Source organism: Chryseobacterium sp. OV279, from assembly GCF_900128945.1.
Classification (GTDB): Bacteria; Bacteroidota; Bacteroidia; order Flavobacteriales; family Weeksellaceae; genus Chryseobacterium.
In genome coordinates, this window is sequence record NZ_FQUD01000001.1 from 1,063,828 (window position 1) to 1,082,215 (window position 18,388).

Here is an 18,388-nt window from a genome sequence, read left to right on the forward strand (position 1 = left end):
TGGGTTTTTATTTGTCAGTACAGTTACTTAGATATCTCCGTAATACAGTTTTGCACTCATTCCGGCATATCCTCCGCACATCGTATGTTCAATGTAAAGAGTAATACCTACCATAGGTTTTTTGTAGGCTCTCATAAACTCTTCTATTCTCAAAAACAGCACATGCATTACTGCTGTAGCAGTAGCAGCACTGATATAGGTTTGAGGAACGAAATCGTAATATGGTTGGTTAGGATAAATATTGATGGTTGCTTTATTAATGGCAGGATCATTTTCAAGATCAACAATCTTTGAGGTATTGAATTTGATCAGATCCGGCGATAATAAATATTCAGTGGTGATGTGTTTCTGCAGGGCAACAAAATACCAATCGTCTGCCGGCAACGAAGTATTGCTGTTAGGTGTCTGCGAATACCATTTTGGAGTAGTTATAGTAGGGTGATGTACCGGCAGCTGATTATTGTAAACAGGCGTATTGGTAAGATTAGCCAGACGACATTTTGCTAAATCTTCCGGGGTCAAGTAATAGATCTGACTTCCTTCACCTGCATTTTTTGAAGCGGATGGTGATGTCATATTAATGTTGGTGTCTTCAGACATCGTTACGCTGTCTGTGCTGCATGAATTAGCAACAAATAAAAAAGTGAATGCAGAAACTGCAAGTGAGATGATTTTAATTTTTTTCATGGGACTATAGTTTTAAAAATGTACGCCGCAAATGTAGTCCATAAGAGTATAAATCCCAATGGAAGGAGATAGTTTTGCATATGATACATATCACTTTATTTAGACTAATTAAAAACAATAAAATTAAGAAACAAGATTTAATTTAATTCTTACACCAGACAGATACCCCGAATGAAAATAAGCTGATAACGCTCCGATTTTAAATATTAGACCCATAAAAACCGGACTGATATAATCTGTCCGGTTTTATTGACTGTTTAAGACTGTTTCATCAAATTTTCGAAAAACTATTGAAAATTAATGTCATATACTAACCTCCAGCCTCTTATCCTTTCACTCCTTTGATCCAGTCATGAAATTTACCGAACTGTTCCATAATAAAAGATTCATGGTCTTCTTTTTCTTCCGGACGGTCTACCAGAATATGCTCAAAGTAGCTTCCTTTCAATACTTTTCTTAAAAGACCTTCCCCAATGAATGGTTTGTAGTCGTTCAAAGCTTGGGTAGCTTTTAATAAATGTCTGATGTCATATTGTAGCGGGTTAATATCTGGAACCTGTTTATTAAGGTTAAGAAGATTATATACTGCAATTCTAGCCGTTCTTACGGAGCTTTCCATAGTAAAGACCACATCGTTATTCGTTTCCACAAACTGTCCTACCAGTCCTAAATTGGTACAGCCTTCCGGAACGACTCTCGGACGGTCGCCCTGAGCTCTTGGCATAAACATAGAAGTAATGTATGGCATAAATGAAATACGGACAATCGTATTTTCCACCACATTATCCAGCTGATCTGTGATTCCCAAATGATAGCACAGCTCTGCAAGGATTTCATTTCCGGTACATTCCGGCATTGTTTTTTTGATGTAGTTTCCTTCTTTGTCCATCAGAAGGGAATATACCCATACTACCAAGATATCATCCGGCTGAGTAGGGAAGTGCGGCTGTCTGTTGCAAGTAAAACTCATCACCCAGTTTGAATCCGTGATTGTAATGATTCCTCCGGTAGCTGTTCTTCCGGAATACGGATCGTTCACACATAATTCTTTTAATTTTTCCGTAAAAGCAGAAGGTCGGCATGTAAGCGTAGCAGATTCCCATGAGGATTTTTCAATGTGACTGCAGAATTTTTCAGGTTTTCCGAAGACTTCTGACTTAGCGGCCAGGTTTTTCCATAGCATCCATCCCGGGCCTTGTCCTGCACTGCTGTTATCTAGTGTGATTTCGGGAGCGGTATTATTGTCGGCATAGAATGTACTTTCGGTCATAGATCCTGTGGTGACAATCACGTAATCTTCTTTTCCGACAGGGATTTTCACTTCTTTGCCATCCTGTTCCGTGATGATGCCTTCCACTGTTTTTCCTTCTGTATTGATATGAATATCGAGATCTTTAACCAAAGTATTAAACTGGATCTGCACTCCTTTTTCAACAAGGAAGTTTTTTAAAGGCGTAACGTAGGTGTCAAACTGATTGTATTTCGGGAATACCAGACAGGAGAAGTCTTTCATTCCGTCGATAGCGTGAAGGAATCTGTGCATATACAGTTTCAGCTCCAATAAACTGTGCCAGTTTTCAAAAGCGAACATAGAGCGCCAGAAGAACCAGAAATTACTGTTAAGGAATGATTCCGCAAAATAATCTTCAATCGTAAGGTCATCAAGCTCCTCTTTTTTCTTTAATAAAAGTTTCACGATGGCCAGCTGGTCCTTTTTCTCAAGTCCGAATTTACTGAAATCCTGGATTTCTCCCTGATTGTGGATCAGTCTCGCTTTGGAATAATTCGGGTCATTATCATTGATCAGACGGTATTCGTCCAAAACACTGTATGGCGCGGGAAGTTCAAGGGCAGGAATATCCTGGAACATATCCCATAAGTTTTCATAGGTCATATCCATTTCACGACCACCTCTGATGATATAGCCGTCTTTTGCATTTCCGGCACCGTCCAGTGAACCTCCTTCAACATTAAGCTGGTCAAGGAAAATAATGTTTTTTCCCGGAACACGTCCGTCACGGATGAAATAATAAGCGGCAGACATTCCTGCGATACCACTTCCTACAATATAAATTTTACTGTTTTCATAGGATTTTAAGGGAATTCCTTTATTACGCTGATAGTTTCCGATTTGGTCTGAAAAAGGCATCGTCTTTTCAGGAGTGTTAATCTGAACTTCTTTACTGGAATCCGGTTCGTGGTTTATTTTTCCGAACTGTTCAGAAGCATTTAAAACCTGGTCGAATTTTGAATTGATCGTACTCATTATGTATTGTTTTAATTAACAGTATAAAGGTACCTCTATTCATTATGCAAGATATATCCCTAATGTCAGAATTACTATCCCCAAATTCTTACGACTGAATATTTTCCCGGTTTCTGTACTCGGAAGGAGAGATGGACGTCTGTTTTTTGAAAAAGCGACCGAAAGCTGATGCGGAATTAAACTGCAGCTCAAAAGCAATCTCCGAAATCGTTATTTCAGGGCTGCCCAGCATCACGTAAGCTTCCTTCAACAGGGCTTCGTCGATGACCTGATGAGGGGTTTTGCCGCTTGCCTTTTTAATGACCTCAATAAGGTATTTGCTGGAAACAAAAAGCTGGTCGGCATAGAACTGAACCGTCCGGTCCTTCCGTATATTTTCCCGGATCAGTTGACTGAACTTTAGAAAAATATCTTTTTTGCCTTCTTCTTTTTCAATACAGCTGTCATTTTCCGTTTCCATAATATCCGCTGTTTCCAGAAGCAGATTGAAAATAATGGTACGGACAATTTCTTCGGTAAATTTTCCCTGCTTTCTGGATTTTTTCTTCAGATAATCCAAAAGGTTCTGCAATAGGGCTGAGTTTTTCTCATTGGTCTTGACAATGCTGTAAGAACCGTTTGAAAACAGATTCATTTTTTCAATGATAAAAGGATTGGAAATGTTTTTGATCAGGAAATTTTTGTCAAAAAAGAGGAGTTTCATTTTAAAATCTTCGCTGGTTTCCAAAAACTTGACAATGGTAGATGGAGCTGCAACCAGAAAGCTATGGGCATCCACATGATATTTCCTATTATCAATTTCAATGCTTATGTCTCCGGCTGTACAAATGCACAAAGCATAATAATCCATGCGGAATGGTGTCTCGGGGAAATTGAAAATAGGATTTCCGGAAGATATATAATAAGACTGCCGGCAGTCAATACTGTAAAATGATAGCGTATCATGTAAATTCTCGTAGGTTATCATTTTTTACGTATTGATTAGGTTTAAATTTTACTTATTATTTTGGAATTTTAAGGTCAAAAATCCCATTGTTACTGCAATTTACGAAAATTATAAAAGTTGATTGCCCGATTATACTGGATTATTTGCTGATTTTATCCCAACCTGGCATATTCTTGCCTCTATTGAGGTGATTGATAAAAAAAGTACCTTTTAAAGGGCTTTCCGGACCAATTTCCCTAAATTTGCATCTTACTAGGTTTTCTCCCCCAAAAAATAATATTGTGAAATTAATTAGCGTATATACGGGTTCTTTCAAAGGACTCTCAGAAGAGAGCTGGATGTTGGCGCTGGTGATGCTCATCAATCGTGCAGGTTCTATGGTACTTCCTTTTTTAGGAGTGTACATGACGGGTCATCTCCATTTCAGCATAGAAAATTCAGGAATCATTCTGAGCTTTTTCGGAATAGGTTCCGTATTGGGCTCATGGCTTGGAGGTTTGATTACGGATAAAATCGGAGAATACCGTGTGCAGAGTTTAAGTCTGCTGCTGAGCGTGCCTCTGTTCTGTCTGATTCCGCTTTTTAAAACAGAAGTGGGGCTGGCTGCTATTATTCTGATTCAAAGTATCGTCAGCGAAACTTTTCGTCCTGCGAACTCTGTGGCGATCACTAAATATGCTAAACCTGAAAATATCACCAGAGCTTTCTCCCTCAACCGGATGGCTGTCAACCTTGGATTTTCCATAGGCCCGGCGCTGGGAGGAATATTATCTGCCATTTCTTATGAATTTTTATTTTTCAGTAACGCCCTGGCCGCCTTGCTGGCTGGTTTAATGTATATCCGGTTCTTCGGAAAACGGAACAAAGAAGCTTCATTAAAACCGAAAAAAGCAAAAGAAGCCATTGCTATAAAGAAAGAAAATTCCCCATACCGCGACGGTAAATTCATGCTTTACAGTTTCTTCTGTATGCTGTTTGCCATCTGTTTCTTTCAGTTATTCAGTACGTTGACTATTTTCTATAAAGATACGGCGCATTTAAGTCAACAAAATATCGGGTATATTCTTGGTTATAGCGGGTTCCTTATTGTGCTGCTTGAGATGGGCTTTGTACAGATCGCGGAGAAGTATTTCAGTCTGGCCTTTACGCTGCTTATTGGAACTGTATTGTGTGGTCTTTCGTATGCCATGTTAGCATTTGATTATTCCATCCTTACTCTTATTGTTTCTATGACATTGCTGTGTATCGGGGAGATTTGGACTCTGCCGTTTATGTCTACGATAACCGCATTACGCTCCGGTGAAAACAACAAAGGAGCATACATGGGAATGAATGGAATATCCGTTGCTATAGCCTTTATCATTACGCCATATGTGGGAACGATGACTGCAGATAAGCTAGGCTTCAATACACTATGGATAGCAACCGGTGTATTGGCAATAGGTATTGCAATTGGGTTCTATTTTGTAATCCCGTGGATGCTGAAGAAGAGAGTGGGAGAGTCTTAGGGTTTGAGAGTTTTGGAGTTTTTGGATGGAAGCTGGAAGTCTGAAGCTGAAAGTTGTGAAGGTCTGTAAACAAGTATACCATATCTGATTGTTTTGTAATCATATCTAATATATAATGGTTAACGAAGTGTCTATCGCCAATCAATTTTATCGGAGATAAAATCCTTGAGCCTTAACATCGTAATATATTTAAATGTCTTTGCGCCTTTGCGATTTCAACTTTTTTTTGGAAACGCAAAGGCGCAAGGTTTTTAAGCTATGCGAATATGTAAGGCGCAAGAAAATCAAAGAATTTTAGCAAGGCTAACTTTAGATTTGAGTGGTAATATTCTTTTAATTATACAGCTTTTTATACTATAACAAAAATGTCTGAAATCTGACGTCTGACATCTGATATCTAAAACATAAAATCTTAGTTCTTGTTTCTAGGCTCTTGGTTCTCTCGCCAAAACAACATTCCTCACAATCATTTCCGCATGAATACGAGAGTTCTCAATAAACCAAAGATGCGTATCCTTTCCTCCACAAACAACCCCGGCCAGATATAGATTCGGGACATTGGTCTCCATGGTTTCCGGATGATAAAGTGGGTTTAGGCAGTCACCCTGCAGTTCTATGCCTGAGTTTTTGAGGAAATCAAAATCAGGGAGATATCCTGTTAGTGCCAGGACAAAATCATTGTTAATTTCATTAGTTTGCCCATTTTCATCTTTAAAAATGACGGTGTTTTCTGTGATTTCTTTTATTTCAGAATTAAAATAAGCTTTGATACTTCCTTCTGCAATCCTGTTTTCGATATCCGGTTTTACCCAATATTTGACGCTTTTTGAAATTTCAGAATGACGGATGATCATCGTTACATCAGCCCCTTTTCTGTATGTTTCCAAGGCGGCATCTACTGCGGAATTGCTTGATCCTACCACAACCACCTTCTGTTTTGCGTAAGGATAAGGTTCTGTATAATAATGTTTCACTTTTGGAAGGTCTTCTCCGGGAATATTCATCAGATTCGGAATATCATAAAATCCTGTGGAAATAACGACATTTTTTGCCTTGTAAGCCGCTTTTGAGGTTTCAATATCAAAAACATCCCCGCTTTTGGAAACTTTCATCACTCTTTCATAGAGGTTGATATTGACTTCCCTCTGCCTTGCAATTCCCTGATAATACTCCAGAGCTTCCTGCCGGCCTGGTTTTGGCGCTGTAGAGATGAACGGAATACCATCTATCTCCAGTTTTTCAGCAGTGGAGAAAAAACGCATATATAAAGGGTAATTGTATAAGGAATTGACGATGGTTCCTTTTTCTATAATAAGATGGGTTAAATTATTTTTCTGGGCTTCAAGGGCACAGTTAAGACCAATGGGGCCGCCTCCGATGATGAGGATGTCTAAAATTTCCATAGAACAAATTTACTTAAAACCACGATATGAAGCGAAAAATAGACAACAGAACTTATCTATGAAGACGATTGTATTGGCACCAGTTTTGGTGTTTCTTCAGCATTAAAAAATTGAAAAGATGAAGAACCTTATTATTCCAATATTCGCATTAACTCTGTTGACGGCCTGTAAGAAAACTCCGGAAAAACCGGTTCCCAACGTGGTAGATTCTATGGCTCTGGCCAAGGAAAAGAATATTGAAAACACAGCACAAAAGAAGAAAACAGATGAAGCAGCTGTAAAAGCAGCTAATGATTTAATTCTGCAGGCTTTAAAAAGTAAAGATTATAAAACCTTTGCCTCCTTCATTCATCCCGAAAAAGGAATCAGTTTTTCAATGTATGGATTTATAAACCCTAAGGAAGATCAACATCTTTCCAAAGAAGATTTCGAGAAATTCCAGCCGACAAAGACCTTATTTACGTGGGGTGCTCAGGACGGTTCAGGAGATCCGTATAAAGCCAGCATCAATGATTATCTAACGAAATGGGTCTTCTCCAAAGATTTTACAGGATCACAATATTCATTAAACAAATTCCAGGCTGGCGGAAATTCACTTAATAATTTAAAAGAAATTTATCCAGGCAAAGATTTCACCGAAAACTATATAAAAGGCACTGAAAAGAATAGCGATATGGATTGGAAAACCATCCGTTTTGTCTTTGAAGAATTTCAGGGGAAACAGTATCTGGTGGCTGTTGTGAATGATCAGTGGACGATTTAGTGAATTAATTATCATTAAATAACGCAAGTTTATCATAAGAATGCTTCGACTTCGCTCAGCATGACATCTCTAATATGTAAGGTAAAGTTTACTAAGTGTCATGCTGAGCGGAGTCGAAGCATCTATTATATTTTTTGTTCTTATTTTGTTCCAGATTAACCCAAAATCTCAGCAAGCTTTTTGGTCAGATTTCTTCTTGAGAACTGCTCTATATTCTGAGTATTTTCAAGCAGATCTCCTTTTTTCCAAAGCTCATATTTCTCAAGGATAAAATCTTTAACAGCCTTGGAGTCTTCATAGCTGAAGTGCTTTCCTGAGGCAGTTTCTTCCAGTATTCTCGAAACATCTGCTTCGCCCGGACCGAAAGAGATAATCTGTTTTCCGGTCGCCAGGTATTCAAATATTTTCCCGGGAATAATGCCTTTGGAAGACTCATTCGGGAAATTGGTGATCAGTAATAGATTGGAGTTCGCCATTTCTTCCACAGCTTTGTCATGGGAGATATAGCCCAGATTCAGGATGTGGTTTTTCAGGCTTGAATCTTCTATGGACTGAAGAATTTTATCGTCAACCCTTCCCGCAAATTTCAGAGTAAAATGGTCTGCAAACTCTTTATTTTCTTTGACTAATTCATCAAGAACTTTCCAAAGATTTTCAGGATTTCTTAACTGCTCGAGAACTCCGATATAGCTTAATGTGAAAGATTTACTATTTTGTCCGTTCGCTGTTTCAATAGGTGAAGAAGAAGCATCACTTTCATCAAATCCATTCGTAATACAAACAGCATTGGCTCCCGCTTTTCTGAAGTTTTCAGCATCGGTATAGCTTGTCGCCAGAGTGATATCAGCAGTTTTAAAAACGGCACTTTCAAGCTGACGGTGTTTATTATCGGAACTTTTGGTGAGTTTTAAATGTTTGTAATAGGAAATCTCTGTCCACGGATCACGGAAGTCGGCGATCCATTTCAGGTCCGGGAATTTCTTTTTCAGGCCAAGACCGATCATATGAAGAGAGTGGGGCGGCCCGGAAGTCACGACCACATCTATTTTATTTTCTTTTAAATACTGTTCTAGAAATTTAATGGAAGGTTTAACCCAAAAAACTCTGGCATCCGGAATGAAGAAATTTCCTCTCACCCAGATCGAAAGTCTGGATTTCCAGTTTTGGTTTTTACCGACGTCAAACTGACCGGCTTTGAACTTTTTATTGCTTTTGTTCAGCTTTTCAGCCAGCTGATAAGGTTCCCAGATTTTGGTTTTTACAATCTCTATATTTTGCGGAACGTCTTTTAAAAGACTTTCATCGAGTAGGGGATAACTTGGATTTTCGGGCGTGTAGATCACCGGACTCCAGCCGGATTCGGGCAGATATTTTGCAAACTTCAGCCATCTTTGAACACCAGGACCTCCCGCAGGAGGCCAGTAATAGGTGATGATTAGTATTTTTTTTTGTTCCATTAACCTTGAACAATAAACTTTTAAACGTTAAATAGTTTTCTCAACGAGCTGTTCTTTTTTCTTATTTTTATTCGTCCAGAAGATCCCGAATGCACTCAGTGCGATAAACAGTCCGAAGCATAGAAGCGACAGCCATTTACCTTTTTCAATTACTTCCGGTTCAAAGACCATTCTGATGTTGTGAGTTCCTGCAGGAACGTGTACGGCACGCAAAAGATAATCTGCCTTGATATAAGGAACTTCCTTTTCGTCTACAAACATTTTCCAGCCATGAGGATAATAGATCTCAGAGAATACAGCCAGCTGAGGGGTTTTCGACTGAGATTTGAATTCCAGTTCGTTCGGCTGATATTTCGTTAAATTGATAAATGCCGTTGAATCTGCCTGCACTGTTTTCCCAGTGAAATAGGCTTTATCTTCTGCTGCCATCACAGCTGTTTTCTTACTGTCGATGACCCCGATAGATTTGATTTCTTCATCCGGCGTGTTCACGAATTTAAGATCGCTAACAAACCATGCATTTCCGTTGGCTTTGGCATTCGGCATGGCCTGAGGCTTGTCCGGACCGCCCATTACCCAGTATTTTGCATTAAGAAGGTTAAGGATATTCGGTACTTTCACAGAATCCATAACCTGGAAATATTCATTGATCACGTCATCATATCTTCTCAGTTTTACGGCATGATAGCCTCCGATTGAAGATTTGAAATAAGACGTATTTGTCTCGCTGAATGTTCCTAAAATGTTATTGAAAACTCTGTAGTGTGTTTTATCTCTTTCGGCAATGGTTTCAAGCGTTTTATTAACGTTCACATTGGCCACGATCGATTCTAAATTCGGATTTCCCTGAACTTTTTCCGCCAGAAGATCTGAACTTTCTGTCTGGAAAGGATTTTCAGCGAATACTTTATCTACATAATTCTCATCATTCAGATAACGCTTGTTGACCGTCCAAAGATCGAACAAACTCACCGCTCCGATGATGATCAAAGCGATATTCTGGCTCAGTTTCTTCTTCATGGTCATGAAAAGAACTGCGGCCGTTATAGCTACATATAGCAATGCTTTTATCGCATCAATTCTGAATAATTTGAATCGCTCTTCAGATAGATAATCCAAAAGGAAAGGAGGGAAATAGGTCTTCTCACCGTCTGTATAAAAACCAAGCAGTGATTTTCCAAAAAGAAGAAGAATCAGAAGAAACCCTAAAGTTCCTCCGCTTACATAGAGAAGGATTTTCTTTTTGTATTCCTCCGTTAATTTTTCATCAGTAAAGAATCTGTAAATCCCGATAATAGCAATCAGAGGGAATAATAATTCCACAACGACTAAGATAGAGGATGGTGCTCTGAATTTACTGTAAAAAGGAACATAGTCGATAAAGAAGTCAGACAGCGGCATAAAGTTGCTTCCCCACGCCAGCAGAACGGTCAGAATGGATGCTCCGAGAATCCAGTAGCGGTATTTTTTCCATGCGAAGAAGAATCCTAATAAAGCAAGGAAACATACGACGGCTCCCTGATAGGCAGGTCCTGAAGTTCCCGGCTGGTCTCCCCAATAGGTAACGCCGTTGAATCCTTTTGAAATTCTGTCCATTTCAGCCTGCGAGCCCACATTTTCCTGAATAAGTTCCTGAACTCTATTCATCATTTCCTTAGCTTCAGGTTCCTGGCTTCCGCCACCCATCAATCTTGGAATGAAAAGATTCAGAGTTTCCAGTTTTCCGTAGCTCCACATCAGAATACTGGTTTTATCCAGTCCTGTTTCTCCTGAAGTATGGCTGTCATTGGTAAGGATCTGTTTTCCACGTACCGTTTCTTTGATGTACTCGGAATTGGCCATAATCCTTTGAGAGTTCATCCCGACCCCTATTGCACATGAGGCCGCGATAATTCCGGATGAAATCAGAAAATGCTTCATCGGAATTTTTTTCTGGATTGCTCTTACCAACTCGGAAAGGAATAAAAATCCTAAGGCCAGGAAGAGATAATATGTCATCTGCGGGTGGTTGGCTGCAATCTGAAGTCCCATAAACAGGGTAGTTGCAATGAATCCCCAGATATATTGTTTGCGGATATAAACCAATATTATTCCGGCAAGAAGCGGTGCGAAATACTCGATGGTATTGACCTTACCGTTGTGTCCTGCCGCAATAATGATATAAAAATAGGTGGATAAGCCAAAGAAAGTGGCGCCCAGTAAAGCGTATTTCCAGTTTCTGACGGCTACCATTCCAAGGAAGAAAAATCCTGCAAAAAGGAGGAAAAGATAATTGACCGGTCTTGGCAGAAAGTTCAGGTTGCTGTCGATCTTTTTGATGATGTCCCCTTTGAACTGGCTTCCCATCTGATAGGTGGGCATTCCGCCAAACATGGAATCACTCCAGTAGGTTTCGTTTCCGGTATCGGCTCTGTAGTCGAGGAGTTCTTTTGCGCCTCCTCTGTACTGTACGATATCATGCTGAAAAAGCTGTTTTCCTGAAAAAACAGGGGTGGAGTATAAAAATGCTAAAACTATAAATACAACGAGTGAAATTGCAATATAAATTAAGTTTTTATTTTTAGCCATGCTGGTTATTATCTTTTATTTCTTGGAATATTTACCTTTTATCTTTACTTTCTTTTACCTCTTCATAGTCAACTGTTTCTGCATCCCAGTTGATATTCTGTTTATTCTTATTCGAGTTGTTGAGATCCTGCTGCTGCCTGTTATCCTTATTGTTATTAAATCTATAACTGTAAAAAGATTTATAGAACACCCTTCTCAGGATATTCCAGACAAAGAAAATAACGATGGCTGAGAGTACTAACTCAAGAATGTACTTCATAATTTCTAATTTAAATTCAAGTGTATGGTTTAATGCATAAAGTTTAAAATTCAAGGGTATAAAATAATCCTGAAAGTAATTACCAATGATAACAACTGCCTCTCAAACTCCAATACCCTTTCAATCTTAAATCTTCAGACTTTAAAACGTCTTTAATTCAATTATTTTGCAGAAGGATTGATCATCACAGAAGATTTTGAGATGCTTTTCATAGACTGTGACTGTTTTCCGTCTGAAATCGTCTCGGTCTGAGTTGTTTTTACATCAATATTCTGGTTGGCAATCCATCCTGTGCTTTGGTCAAACTTAATCACACCGTTCTGAGCAAGCTCGCTGCTAAGACTGTGCGTAATAGGCCCCTGCGTTTTCTTTTCTGTTTTCTTAGGAATTCCTCCTGTCACAGAAATTTCTGCAGTTCCGTTTCCTACACTTTTTAATGTATAATTTGAAGTTACCTTCATCGTTCCGCTTGCATCTGCATTTTCAGTAGTCGTCCATTTCTCTCCGATTTTCGCTCCTTTTTTAGGGATGATCGTTAAGTTTTTAGAAAGCTGCTCTTTCAATACTTTTTCGTTGAAAGTTTCCTTAAGACTGGCTACAACGCTTGCTTTTTGATTAGCATCTTTAACAAGAGTTCCTACCGCAGTGGTTACTTTTGTGTATACCGCATCAAAACCTGTAATGGAGATCACATTTCCTTTAGTGTCCATTTTCATGTTAAGCTTGTTACCCGTAAGTGCTCTGTTGATATTCCAGATCATTTTAAGGTCATCTTCTTTTGGAATAGCCTGCTTGGTATCTACGATGATGGTTTTACCCTGTGCACTTTGTGAATTTCTTTTAGCCACAAGATTAAGCGTCATGTCATATACATTTCCCTTGATATCGTTTACCGTGAAATTCATTTCATCTGTAGACTCACTCGTTGCTGTGATTGATTTTCCCTGAGGATCTTCCATCGTTTTTACGTCTCTCTGGTAAGTGGTAAGAGGATAAGTCTTTCCTTTTTCCAGTTTGAACGTCTGAGTGAAAACTCCTGCAGAATCTTTGATCGCCGGGTTTTCCGCCACTTTAGCTACAGAATCGGCAGGAACTTCTACCGTAACTGTTTTTCCTGTTTTAGGATCTACTTTAGTGATGGTTGCCGTTTCTTTTTTACAAGATACTAGAGCTATAGATGAGATAAGCATTAATGCTGCTACGTTTTTCATTTGAAATTTTTTAAGTTTAAATTTTACTGATATTTCCGTTCTGTGTATCAATAACGATACCATAAACGACATCATAAAACACTTCTGCCCTTACTGATTACACACTTGGAGCCGCTACGATTTTCTGTCTTACCGCTTCATACAAAATAGCTCCGCATGCTACAGATACATTCAGTGACTGTGTTTTTCCTTCGATCGGAAGCTTTATTTTTTCGTCTGAATGGTGCATCACTTCCTTAGAAATTCCTGTTTCTTCATTCCCCATCACGATGGCACAAGGCTCCGTGAAGTTCACATCATAGATCAGTTTCTGAGCTTTTTCAGTCGCTGCAAATACAGAAATACCGCTTTGCTGAAGGAAATCTACCGCATGGGCAAGATTTGGTTCCTTACAGATTTTGATATTGTAAAGTGCTCCTGCAGATGTTTTGATAGCATCTGAATTGATAGGTGCTCCTCCTTTTTCAGGAATAATAATAGCATCTATCCCAACACATTCTGCTGTTCTGCAAATCGCTCCGAAGTTTCTCACATCCGTAAGTCTGTCAAGAATTAAAAGGAAAGGCGTTTTTCCTTCCTCAAACAATTGCGGAACAATATCTTCCACTCTGTGAAACGGAACATCTGAAATAAAAGCAACTATACCCTGGTGATTTTTTCTTGTAAAACGGTTCAGTTTTTCAATCGGAACATAGTTAGGACGAATTTTATGTTTGGCTAAAATAGTCTTTAGCTCAGCATAAATAGGACCCTGAAGTGCATTCTGCACAAAGATCTTATCAATCGTTTTTCCCGCTTCAATAGCTTCTATTACAGGACGAAGTCCGAAAATGAAATCGTCTTTTTTGTTTTCGTTTGTCAAAATTTATTTTTTCTGTTGTTAAACTTAGTCAAGGCAGGGAGGTTCTTCTACTGTTTTGTACTTGTTTTCAAAGCCTGAATCCGTAGTCGTGATCTCCGTTAATTTTCTTGCGTCATTATAAACACTCCATACTGCCTGGTTGTTATCCTTTATATCCAATGTATAATTTACATTTTCCTGCCCTTTTTCTGCACTTTCTTCATGCAGCTCAAAAAGGTATGTACTTCCTTTTTTGGTAATATTTTTGATCTCAAAATAATAAGCATCCTGCCCAATGATATGCTCCAATGCATATTTTCCTTCGTGACTCAAAATTATCTTTTGGTTTTGATAATCACATGGAATGTAGATAATATATCCTGAGTCTTTTTTGGTAAGCATCGTCCATTCTTTTGGAACAGATTTGAAAATGTCTTTCCAGTTCTCAGGGGCTTTTATTTCCGGTTGATGAATCTTTGAAACTGTATCGGCTGATGGCTTGGTAAGGCTGTCAGCAGACTGAGTTTTTACTGTCTCATTCTTAGGGGAACAATTCACCATACTGAAGATGAGTAATCCAAAAAGGAGAAACCGTAAAAAGAAAATTTTCTTCATCAAAATACTAATATTTTTCGCCCAATATTGCTCTTTTCTGCGCCATGATATAGCCATAATGCAGGCTTTCATGCATATTATTAAAGATGATGGCATCCTGAATACTTTTCAGATCCATCCCGAAACTTGTAGTATACGGTGTGTAGTCTGAAAAGAAATCACTGTCATAATCTTTCATCAAAATCTTTGAAGTTTCAGTGAGTAAAAACTCAAGGTCTTCCACTTCAGATTTCTGTACATTAAGGTTAGGGAGAGTACCTTTTTTGTAGGTTTCGATCCAATATTTATCAATTCTGAAGGGATTTCCGCTCAGATAATAATGCAGCAGCTGCTGGGTAGCAACGGTATGTGCAATATTCCAGTACATATTGTTGTTGAAACCATCAGGAATCAATAGAAGATCTTCGTGCGAAGTGTTCTGTAAGATGCCTAAAAGGTTCTTTCTCACCTGTCTGTGTGCTTGAAAATGATAATTCATTTTACAAAATTTTTTAATCACCAAAAATAGTCTAATAAACTGGAAGTGACAATTTTTTGGATAAAGGATTAAATTAAATGTTCTTAAATGGCGAAAAAAGAGGTGAATGCGGGTTTTTAGGTGCGGGTTTCGAGTTTGAGGGTTTGAGGGTTTTAGAGTCGGAGCGTTTTTGGGTTTGAGAGTTAAGTTGAAGTTTGATAATGGCGGTTACTGGTTGTTGGGTGCTTCGAACCACGAAACCCGCATCCCGAAAAAAAACTCCTCTGAAAAATATTCAAAGGAGATGTATGTTTTTAGATAAGATTAAGTATATCTATTTTTTGATGATCTTATGTTTGAAAGTTATTCCGTCTTTTAGAATAATATTCAGCAAATAGACTCCTGCAGGATAGGTTGAAATATCTATTTTATTTTCTCCGCGGGTTTCGGTTAATTTTTTTCCTTCAATACTGAAAACAGTGACTGAAGCTACATCCGATTTGGATCTTATATTCACAAAATCTGAAGTAGGGTTGGGATAAATGCTCACATCCAAGGTCTTGATATCTTTTACATCCAGTACTGCACTGCTTTTGCCCTGCATATAAACAGATAAGTAGACATCTCCTTGTTGCTGATTGAAAACGGCTGTCGGAATGGTATGCTTTAAAGTATGATTTCCAGCGGTTAAATTAGGCATGCTGAATCCTCTGATCGGAACTGAATTGCCCGGACACCAGTTATTCCATGAAGTCCATTCTGCAAATGACTTCACCGCTGCCCCATAGATTCCGTTACCCTGTGTATTGTATACTCTGAATGGTTCGCAGGAAATCCCTCCGGGAGTATAAGTAAGCATTTGCACGTCATCCATATACGTATAATTCTGTCTTCTTACGTACTCTTCACCGCCACTGTTGGCACCATGAGGAGTGGATATGACAAAGAAACGGGCATTGGTAACGGCACTCGGAAGGTTGAAATTCACAATCCTGACCGTTTCACCGGGAACATCCGTGCTGTTATAGTTATTTAATGTCTTATACGTTAATATAGGAACTATAGAGTTGTGGTCGGTGATGGTAGCTCCTGAATCTGTTGAAAAAAAAGTAAGATTTCCTGAGAAAACATCAATCCTTCCTGCGCATCCTGCAACCTGTGTCTGTGCTGCGTAAGGAACACCGAAAACATCCAGTTCCATATACATATCATAGCTTGTGCGTAATGCGGCATCATGAAATACATTGTACATATTACTTAAGTCATAGGTGTAAGGAACCTCATTAGGAGTACGGTTTTTACTCATGAATGGGGTAATGTATCTGCCAACTTCAATTCTTTTTACATTCGCATCATTCATCGTATAAGTAGGCTGGTTTTTCGGAACCATGGCTAAATAAACACTTCCCAGACGGTCATAGTTGTCACAAAGAGCGCCTATGCTCACCCTCATGGCAATTTTTGCTTTAAAGGAATTGAGTTCAGCATCTGTAAGTTTCCTTGCATATCTGGTGTTTCCAAGCCTGATAAGACCTGCAGGAACCGGATCAGATACCGTAGCAGCATAACCGTCATAATAAACGGCATCTGAAATCAGATTCATTCTGTTGGTTGTCTGTGATTTAAAAAGACCGGCGAAAAAAAGACCCGCAAAAAATAGCTTTTTATACATATGATTGGCATTTGTTACAAATATATTAAAATATCTATTTAAAGTTGTTTTCTGGTTGGTTAATTTTAAAATATACGCTATTTTTTTATTAATTGTGTAAATTATTTACAAATGCTTGTGAATTGTTTTTATCAAATATTCTTATTGAATTGTTTTTATACACTGTTTTAGTGATAATGATTTAAATAATTAATCCAATGAGTGAAATAATCATATTTGTTATAAATATCAAAACTTTATTATTAAATTAGCATCATTGTTATTGATGACTTTATTAATTATGAAAAGAATTTTACTTTTATCTTTGTTATTGATAGTTTCGGCGTTTAATGCCCAGATCAATTTAAACATCACAAGCACCAATGTCGGAACGGCACCCATAAGCAGTTTTTTTTCCTATTCCTACGTTCAGCAGATCTACCCTAAACAGGAGTTAAATGCTACAGCTGCAGGAAATATTACAGGTCTTACCTTTTATCTGGATCCGTCTGCCACGATCAATGATTCCTCGGACTGGACCGTTTATGTAGGACATACCGCAAAAACAGCGTTTATATCCGGTACAGACTGGATTCCGGCGGCACAGCTGACTCAGGTTTTTACAGGGACTGTGACCAAAACCAATAATAAAGTAGAAGTGGCTTTCACAACACCATTTGCCTATAATAACACAGATAATTTAGTGATCGCTGCTAAGGAAAATTCGCCGAGTATCGATATTAATAATTTTGATGAAGCGTTTCGTGTGTATCCTCATATCCCTTACTCTACCCTTTATTACAAGGGAGACCGTGCGGTAGTTGATCCTGCAACGCCACCCGGAGGAATAAGAGCGGATTACAAATCTGCAGTTACTATTTCAGGTCTAACGCCTAAGCCGGGGCCTTCATGTCCTTTTGTGAATTATCCTACAAACGGAACCCAGTTTGTACCGCTGCTTCCGAATATAAGATGGCTAGCGGTTTCAGGAGCAGATTCCTATAAAATTTCACTGGGAACAACTCCCGGCGGAACAGATATTATTAATCAGCAGTCTGTGACAGGAGTTAATTTTACGCCATCCACTGCCCTTAACCGTGATACGAACTATTATTTCAAAGTGACTGCCGTTTCAGCCGGCCTTGAGTCTTTAGGATGTGCTGATATTACATTTAAAACCATTCCTCCGATTCCGGCCAATGATGCCTGTTCGGGAGCCTTAGCAGCCGCTGCTTTCCCTTATGAATACACACAAAGTGATGGAATGTCTGCTACTAATAATAATGGATTCATAACCTCATGTGCCGATGCAATGAATGACGGGACCTGGTTTAAATTTACAGGAGACGGCGGTCAGTTTACCGTGGGAATCACAATGCCTTCAGGCAGTACTTATGATCCGCAGATGGATGTTTATAGCGGTACCTGCACCAGTTTAACCTGTGTGAAAGCGGTAGACGCCGGTGGTGGCGGAGCTGCAGAAACCTATACCTTCACCACGACGGCAGGAACTGAATATTTTATCAACGTCGGAGCTTATGAAGAAACAGTTGATATGCCGGAAAATGTCTTTACCATTAAGATTACTAAGCTTTAGTATGGTGAATGGTGAATCGTCAATAGTGAATTTTTACCAGCAGAGAATCATTCACCATTGACAATTTATAGTGAATTGTGAATCGTCAATAGTGAATTTTTACCAGTAGTGAACCATTCACCATTGACTTGCGGAGCAAAATTGACCATTGACATGAAA

At 38.8% G+C, this 18,388-nt stretch carries 15 protein-coding genes; 3 read left to right on the forward strand and 12 right to left on the reverse strand.

The window, feature by feature from the left end:
- Nucleotides 1-27: 27 nt before the first annotated feature.
- The 3 genes from BUA72_RS04805 to BUA72_RS04815 form a co-directional block, all read right to left on the reverse strand.
- On the reverse strand, nt 28-687 hold the full coding sequence (locus BUA72_RS04805) for a hypothetical protein (protein WP_072921997.1): 660 nt from the start codon (nt 685-687) through the stop codon (nt 28-30).
- Between the two features lie 325 nt (nt 688-1,012).
- On the reverse strand, nt 1,013-2,953 hold the full coding sequence (locus BUA72_RS04810; protein WP_072921998.1) for an oleate hydratase: 1,941 nt from the start codon (nt 2,951-2,953) through the stop codon (nt 1,013-1,015).
- Between the two features lie 88 nt (nt 2,954-3,041).
- Nucleotides 3,042-3,920 carry a helix-turn-helix domain-containing protein gene (locus BUA72_RS04815; RefSeq protein WP_072921999.1) on the reverse strand — a complete coding sequence of 293 codons (879 nt, stop codon included), beginning with the start codon at nt 3,918-3,920 and terminating at the stop codon, nt 3,042-3,044.
- Between the two features lie 317 nt (nt 3,921-4,237).
- Between BUA72_RS04815 and BUA72_RS04820 the strand changes: the two genes are divergently transcribed.
- Nucleotides 4,238-5,407 carry an MFS transporter gene (locus BUA72_RS04820; RefSeq protein WP_083544153.1) on the forward strand — a complete coding sequence of 390 codons (1,170 nt, stop codon included), beginning with the start codon at nt 4,238-4,240 and terminating at the stop codon, nt 5,405-5,407.
- Nucleotides 5,408-5,832: 425 nt separating this feature from the next.
- On the opposite strand, the gene BUA72_RS04825 is transcribed toward BUA72_RS04820, so the two are convergent.
- Complete coding sequence (locus BUA72_RS04825; RefSeq protein WP_072922000.1) at nt 5,833-6,810, reverse strand: YpdA family putative bacillithiol disulfide reductase; 978 nt, start codon at nt 6,808-6,810, stop codon at nt 5,833-5,835.
- Nucleotides 6,811-6,928: 118 nt separating this feature from the next.
- On the opposite strand from BUA72_RS04825, the gene BUA72_RS04830 reads away from it, so the two are divergent.
- A complete protein-coding gene (locus tag BUA72_RS04830; protein ID WP_072922001.1) occupies nt 6,929-7,573 on the forward strand; it encodes a hypothetical protein in 645 nt (214 codons plus the stop codon).
- 155 nt (nt 7,574-7,728) lie between these two features.
- Here the strand turns inward: BUA72_RS04830 and BUA72_RS04835 are convergent, their stop codons facing one another.
- The 8 genes from BUA72_RS04835 to BUA72_RS04870 form a co-directional block, all read right to left on the reverse strand.
- Entirely contained in the window at nt 7,729-9,030 is a 1,302-nt protein-coding gene (locus BUA72_RS04835) for a glycosyltransferase family protein (RefSeq protein WP_072922002.1), read from the reverse strand.
- A gap of 27 nt (nt 9,031-9,057) precedes the next feature.
- Nucleotides 9,058-11,598 carry a YfhO family protein gene (locus BUA72_RS04840; protein WP_072922003.1) on the reverse strand — a complete coding sequence of 847 codons (2,541 nt, stop codon included), beginning with the start codon at nt 11,596-11,598 and terminating at the stop codon, nt 9,058-9,060.
- A 31-nt stretch (nt 11,599-11,629) separates the two neighbouring features.
- Nucleotides 11,630-11,857, reverse strand: coding sequence for a hypothetical protein (locus BUA72_RS04845; RefSeq protein WP_047450362.1), 228 nt, complete (start codon nt 11,855-11,857; stop codon nt 11,630-11,632).
- Nucleotides 11,858-12,018: 161 nt separating this feature from the next.
- A complete protein-coding gene (locus BUA72_RS04850; protein WP_034728829.1) occupies nt 12,019-13,068 on the reverse strand; it encodes a DUF6263 family protein in 1,050 nt (349 codons plus the stop codon).
- A 97-nt stretch (nt 13,069-13,165) separates the two neighbouring features.
- Nucleotides 13,166-13,930 carry a 23S rRNA (guanosine(2251)-2'-O)-methyltransferase RlmB gene (gene rlmB, locus BUA72_RS04855; RefSeq protein WP_410493279.1) on the reverse strand — a complete coding sequence of 255 codons (765 nt, stop codon included), beginning with the start codon at nt 13,928-13,930 and terminating at the stop codon, nt 13,166-13,168.
- 24 nt (nt 13,931-13,954) lie between these two features.
- Nucleotides 13,955-14,524 (reverse strand): hypothetical protein, encoded by a 570-nt coding sequence (locus BUA72_RS04860; protein WP_139259513.1) that lies wholly within the window; start codon nt 14,522-14,524, stop codon nt 13,955-13,957.
- A 7-nt stretch (nt 14,525-14,531) separates the two neighbouring features.
- Nucleotides 14,532-15,002 carry a DinB family protein gene (locus tag BUA72_RS04865; protein WP_034728833.1) on the reverse strand — a complete coding sequence of 157 codons (471 nt, stop codon included), beginning with the start codon at nt 15,000-15,002 and terminating at the stop codon, nt 14,532-14,534.
- 313 nt (nt 15,003-15,315) lie between these two features.
- Complete coding sequence (locus tag BUA72_RS04870; RefSeq protein ID WP_072922006.1) at nt 15,316-16,653, reverse strand: peptide-N-glycosidase F-related protein; 1,338 nt, start codon at nt 16,651-16,653, stop codon at nt 15,316-15,318.
- A 280-nt stretch (nt 16,654-16,933) separates the two neighbouring features.
- Here BUA72_RS04870 and BUA72_RS04875 point away from each other — a divergent pair, with 280 nt between their 5' ends.
- Nucleotides 16,934-18,229, forward strand: coding sequence for a hypothetical protein (locus tag BUA72_RS04875; RefSeq protein ID WP_072922007.1), 1,296 nt, complete (start codon nt 16,934-16,936; stop codon nt 18,227-18,229).
- The last annotated feature ends 159 nt before the right edge of the window (nt 18,230-18,388 follow it).

Bases quoted from the DNA above. Each gene is read 5' to 3' on its own strand.
- BUA72_RS04805 (WP_072921997.1), bottom strand. From the start codon at position 687: ATGAAAAAAATTAAAATCATCTCACTTGCAGTTTCTGCATTCACTTTT.
- BUA72_RS04810 (WP_072921998.1), bottom strand. From the start codon at position 2,953: ATGAGTACGATCAATTCAAAATTCGACCAGGTTTTAAATGCTTCTGAA.
- BUA72_RS04815 (WP_072921999.1), bottom strand. From the start codon at position 3,920: ATGATAACCTACGAGAATTTACATGATACGCTATCATTTTACAGTATT.
- BUA72_RS04820 (WP_083544153.1), top strand. From the start codon at position 4,238: ATGTTGGCGCTGGTGATGCTCATCAATCGTGCAGGTTCTATGGTACTT.
- BUA72_RS04825 (WP_072922000.1), bottom strand. From the start codon at position 6,810: ATGGAAATTTTAGACATCCTCATCATCGGAGGCGGCCCCATTGGTCTT.
- BUA72_RS04830 (WP_072922001.1), top strand. From the start codon at position 6,929: ATGAAGAACCTTATTATTCCAATATTCGCATTAACTCTGTTGACGGCC.
- BUA72_RS04835 (WP_072922002.1), bottom strand. From the start codon at position 9,030: ATGGAACAAAAAAAAATACTAATCATCACCTATTACTGGCCTCCTGCG.
- BUA72_RS04840 (WP_072922003.1), bottom strand. From the start codon at position 11,598: ATGGCTAAAAATAAAAACTTAATTTATATTGCAATTTCACTCGTTGTA.
- BUA72_RS04845 (WP_047450362.1), bottom strand. From the start codon at position 11,857: ATGAAGTACATTCTTGAGTTAGTACTCTCAGCCATCGTTATTTTCTTT.
- BUA72_RS04850 (WP_034728829.1), bottom strand. From the start codon at position 13,068: ATGAAAAACGTAGCAGCATTAATGCTTATCTCATCTATAGCTCTAGTA.
- BUA72_RS04860 (WP_139259513.1), bottom strand. From the start codon at position 14,524: ATGAAGAAAATTTTCTTTTTACGGTTTCTCCTTTTTGGATTACTCATC.
- BUA72_RS04865 (WP_034728833.1), bottom strand. From the start codon at position 15,002: ATGAATTATCATTTTCAAGCACACAGACAGGTGAGAAAGAACCTTTTA.
- BUA72_RS04870 (WP_072922006.1), bottom strand. From the start codon at position 16,653: ATGTATAAAAAGCTATTTTTTGCGGGTCTTTTTTTCGCCGGTCTTTTT.
- BUA72_RS04875 (WP_072922007.1), top strand. From the start codon at position 16,934: ATGAAAAGAATTTTACTTTTATCTTTGTTATTGATAGTTTCGGCGTTT.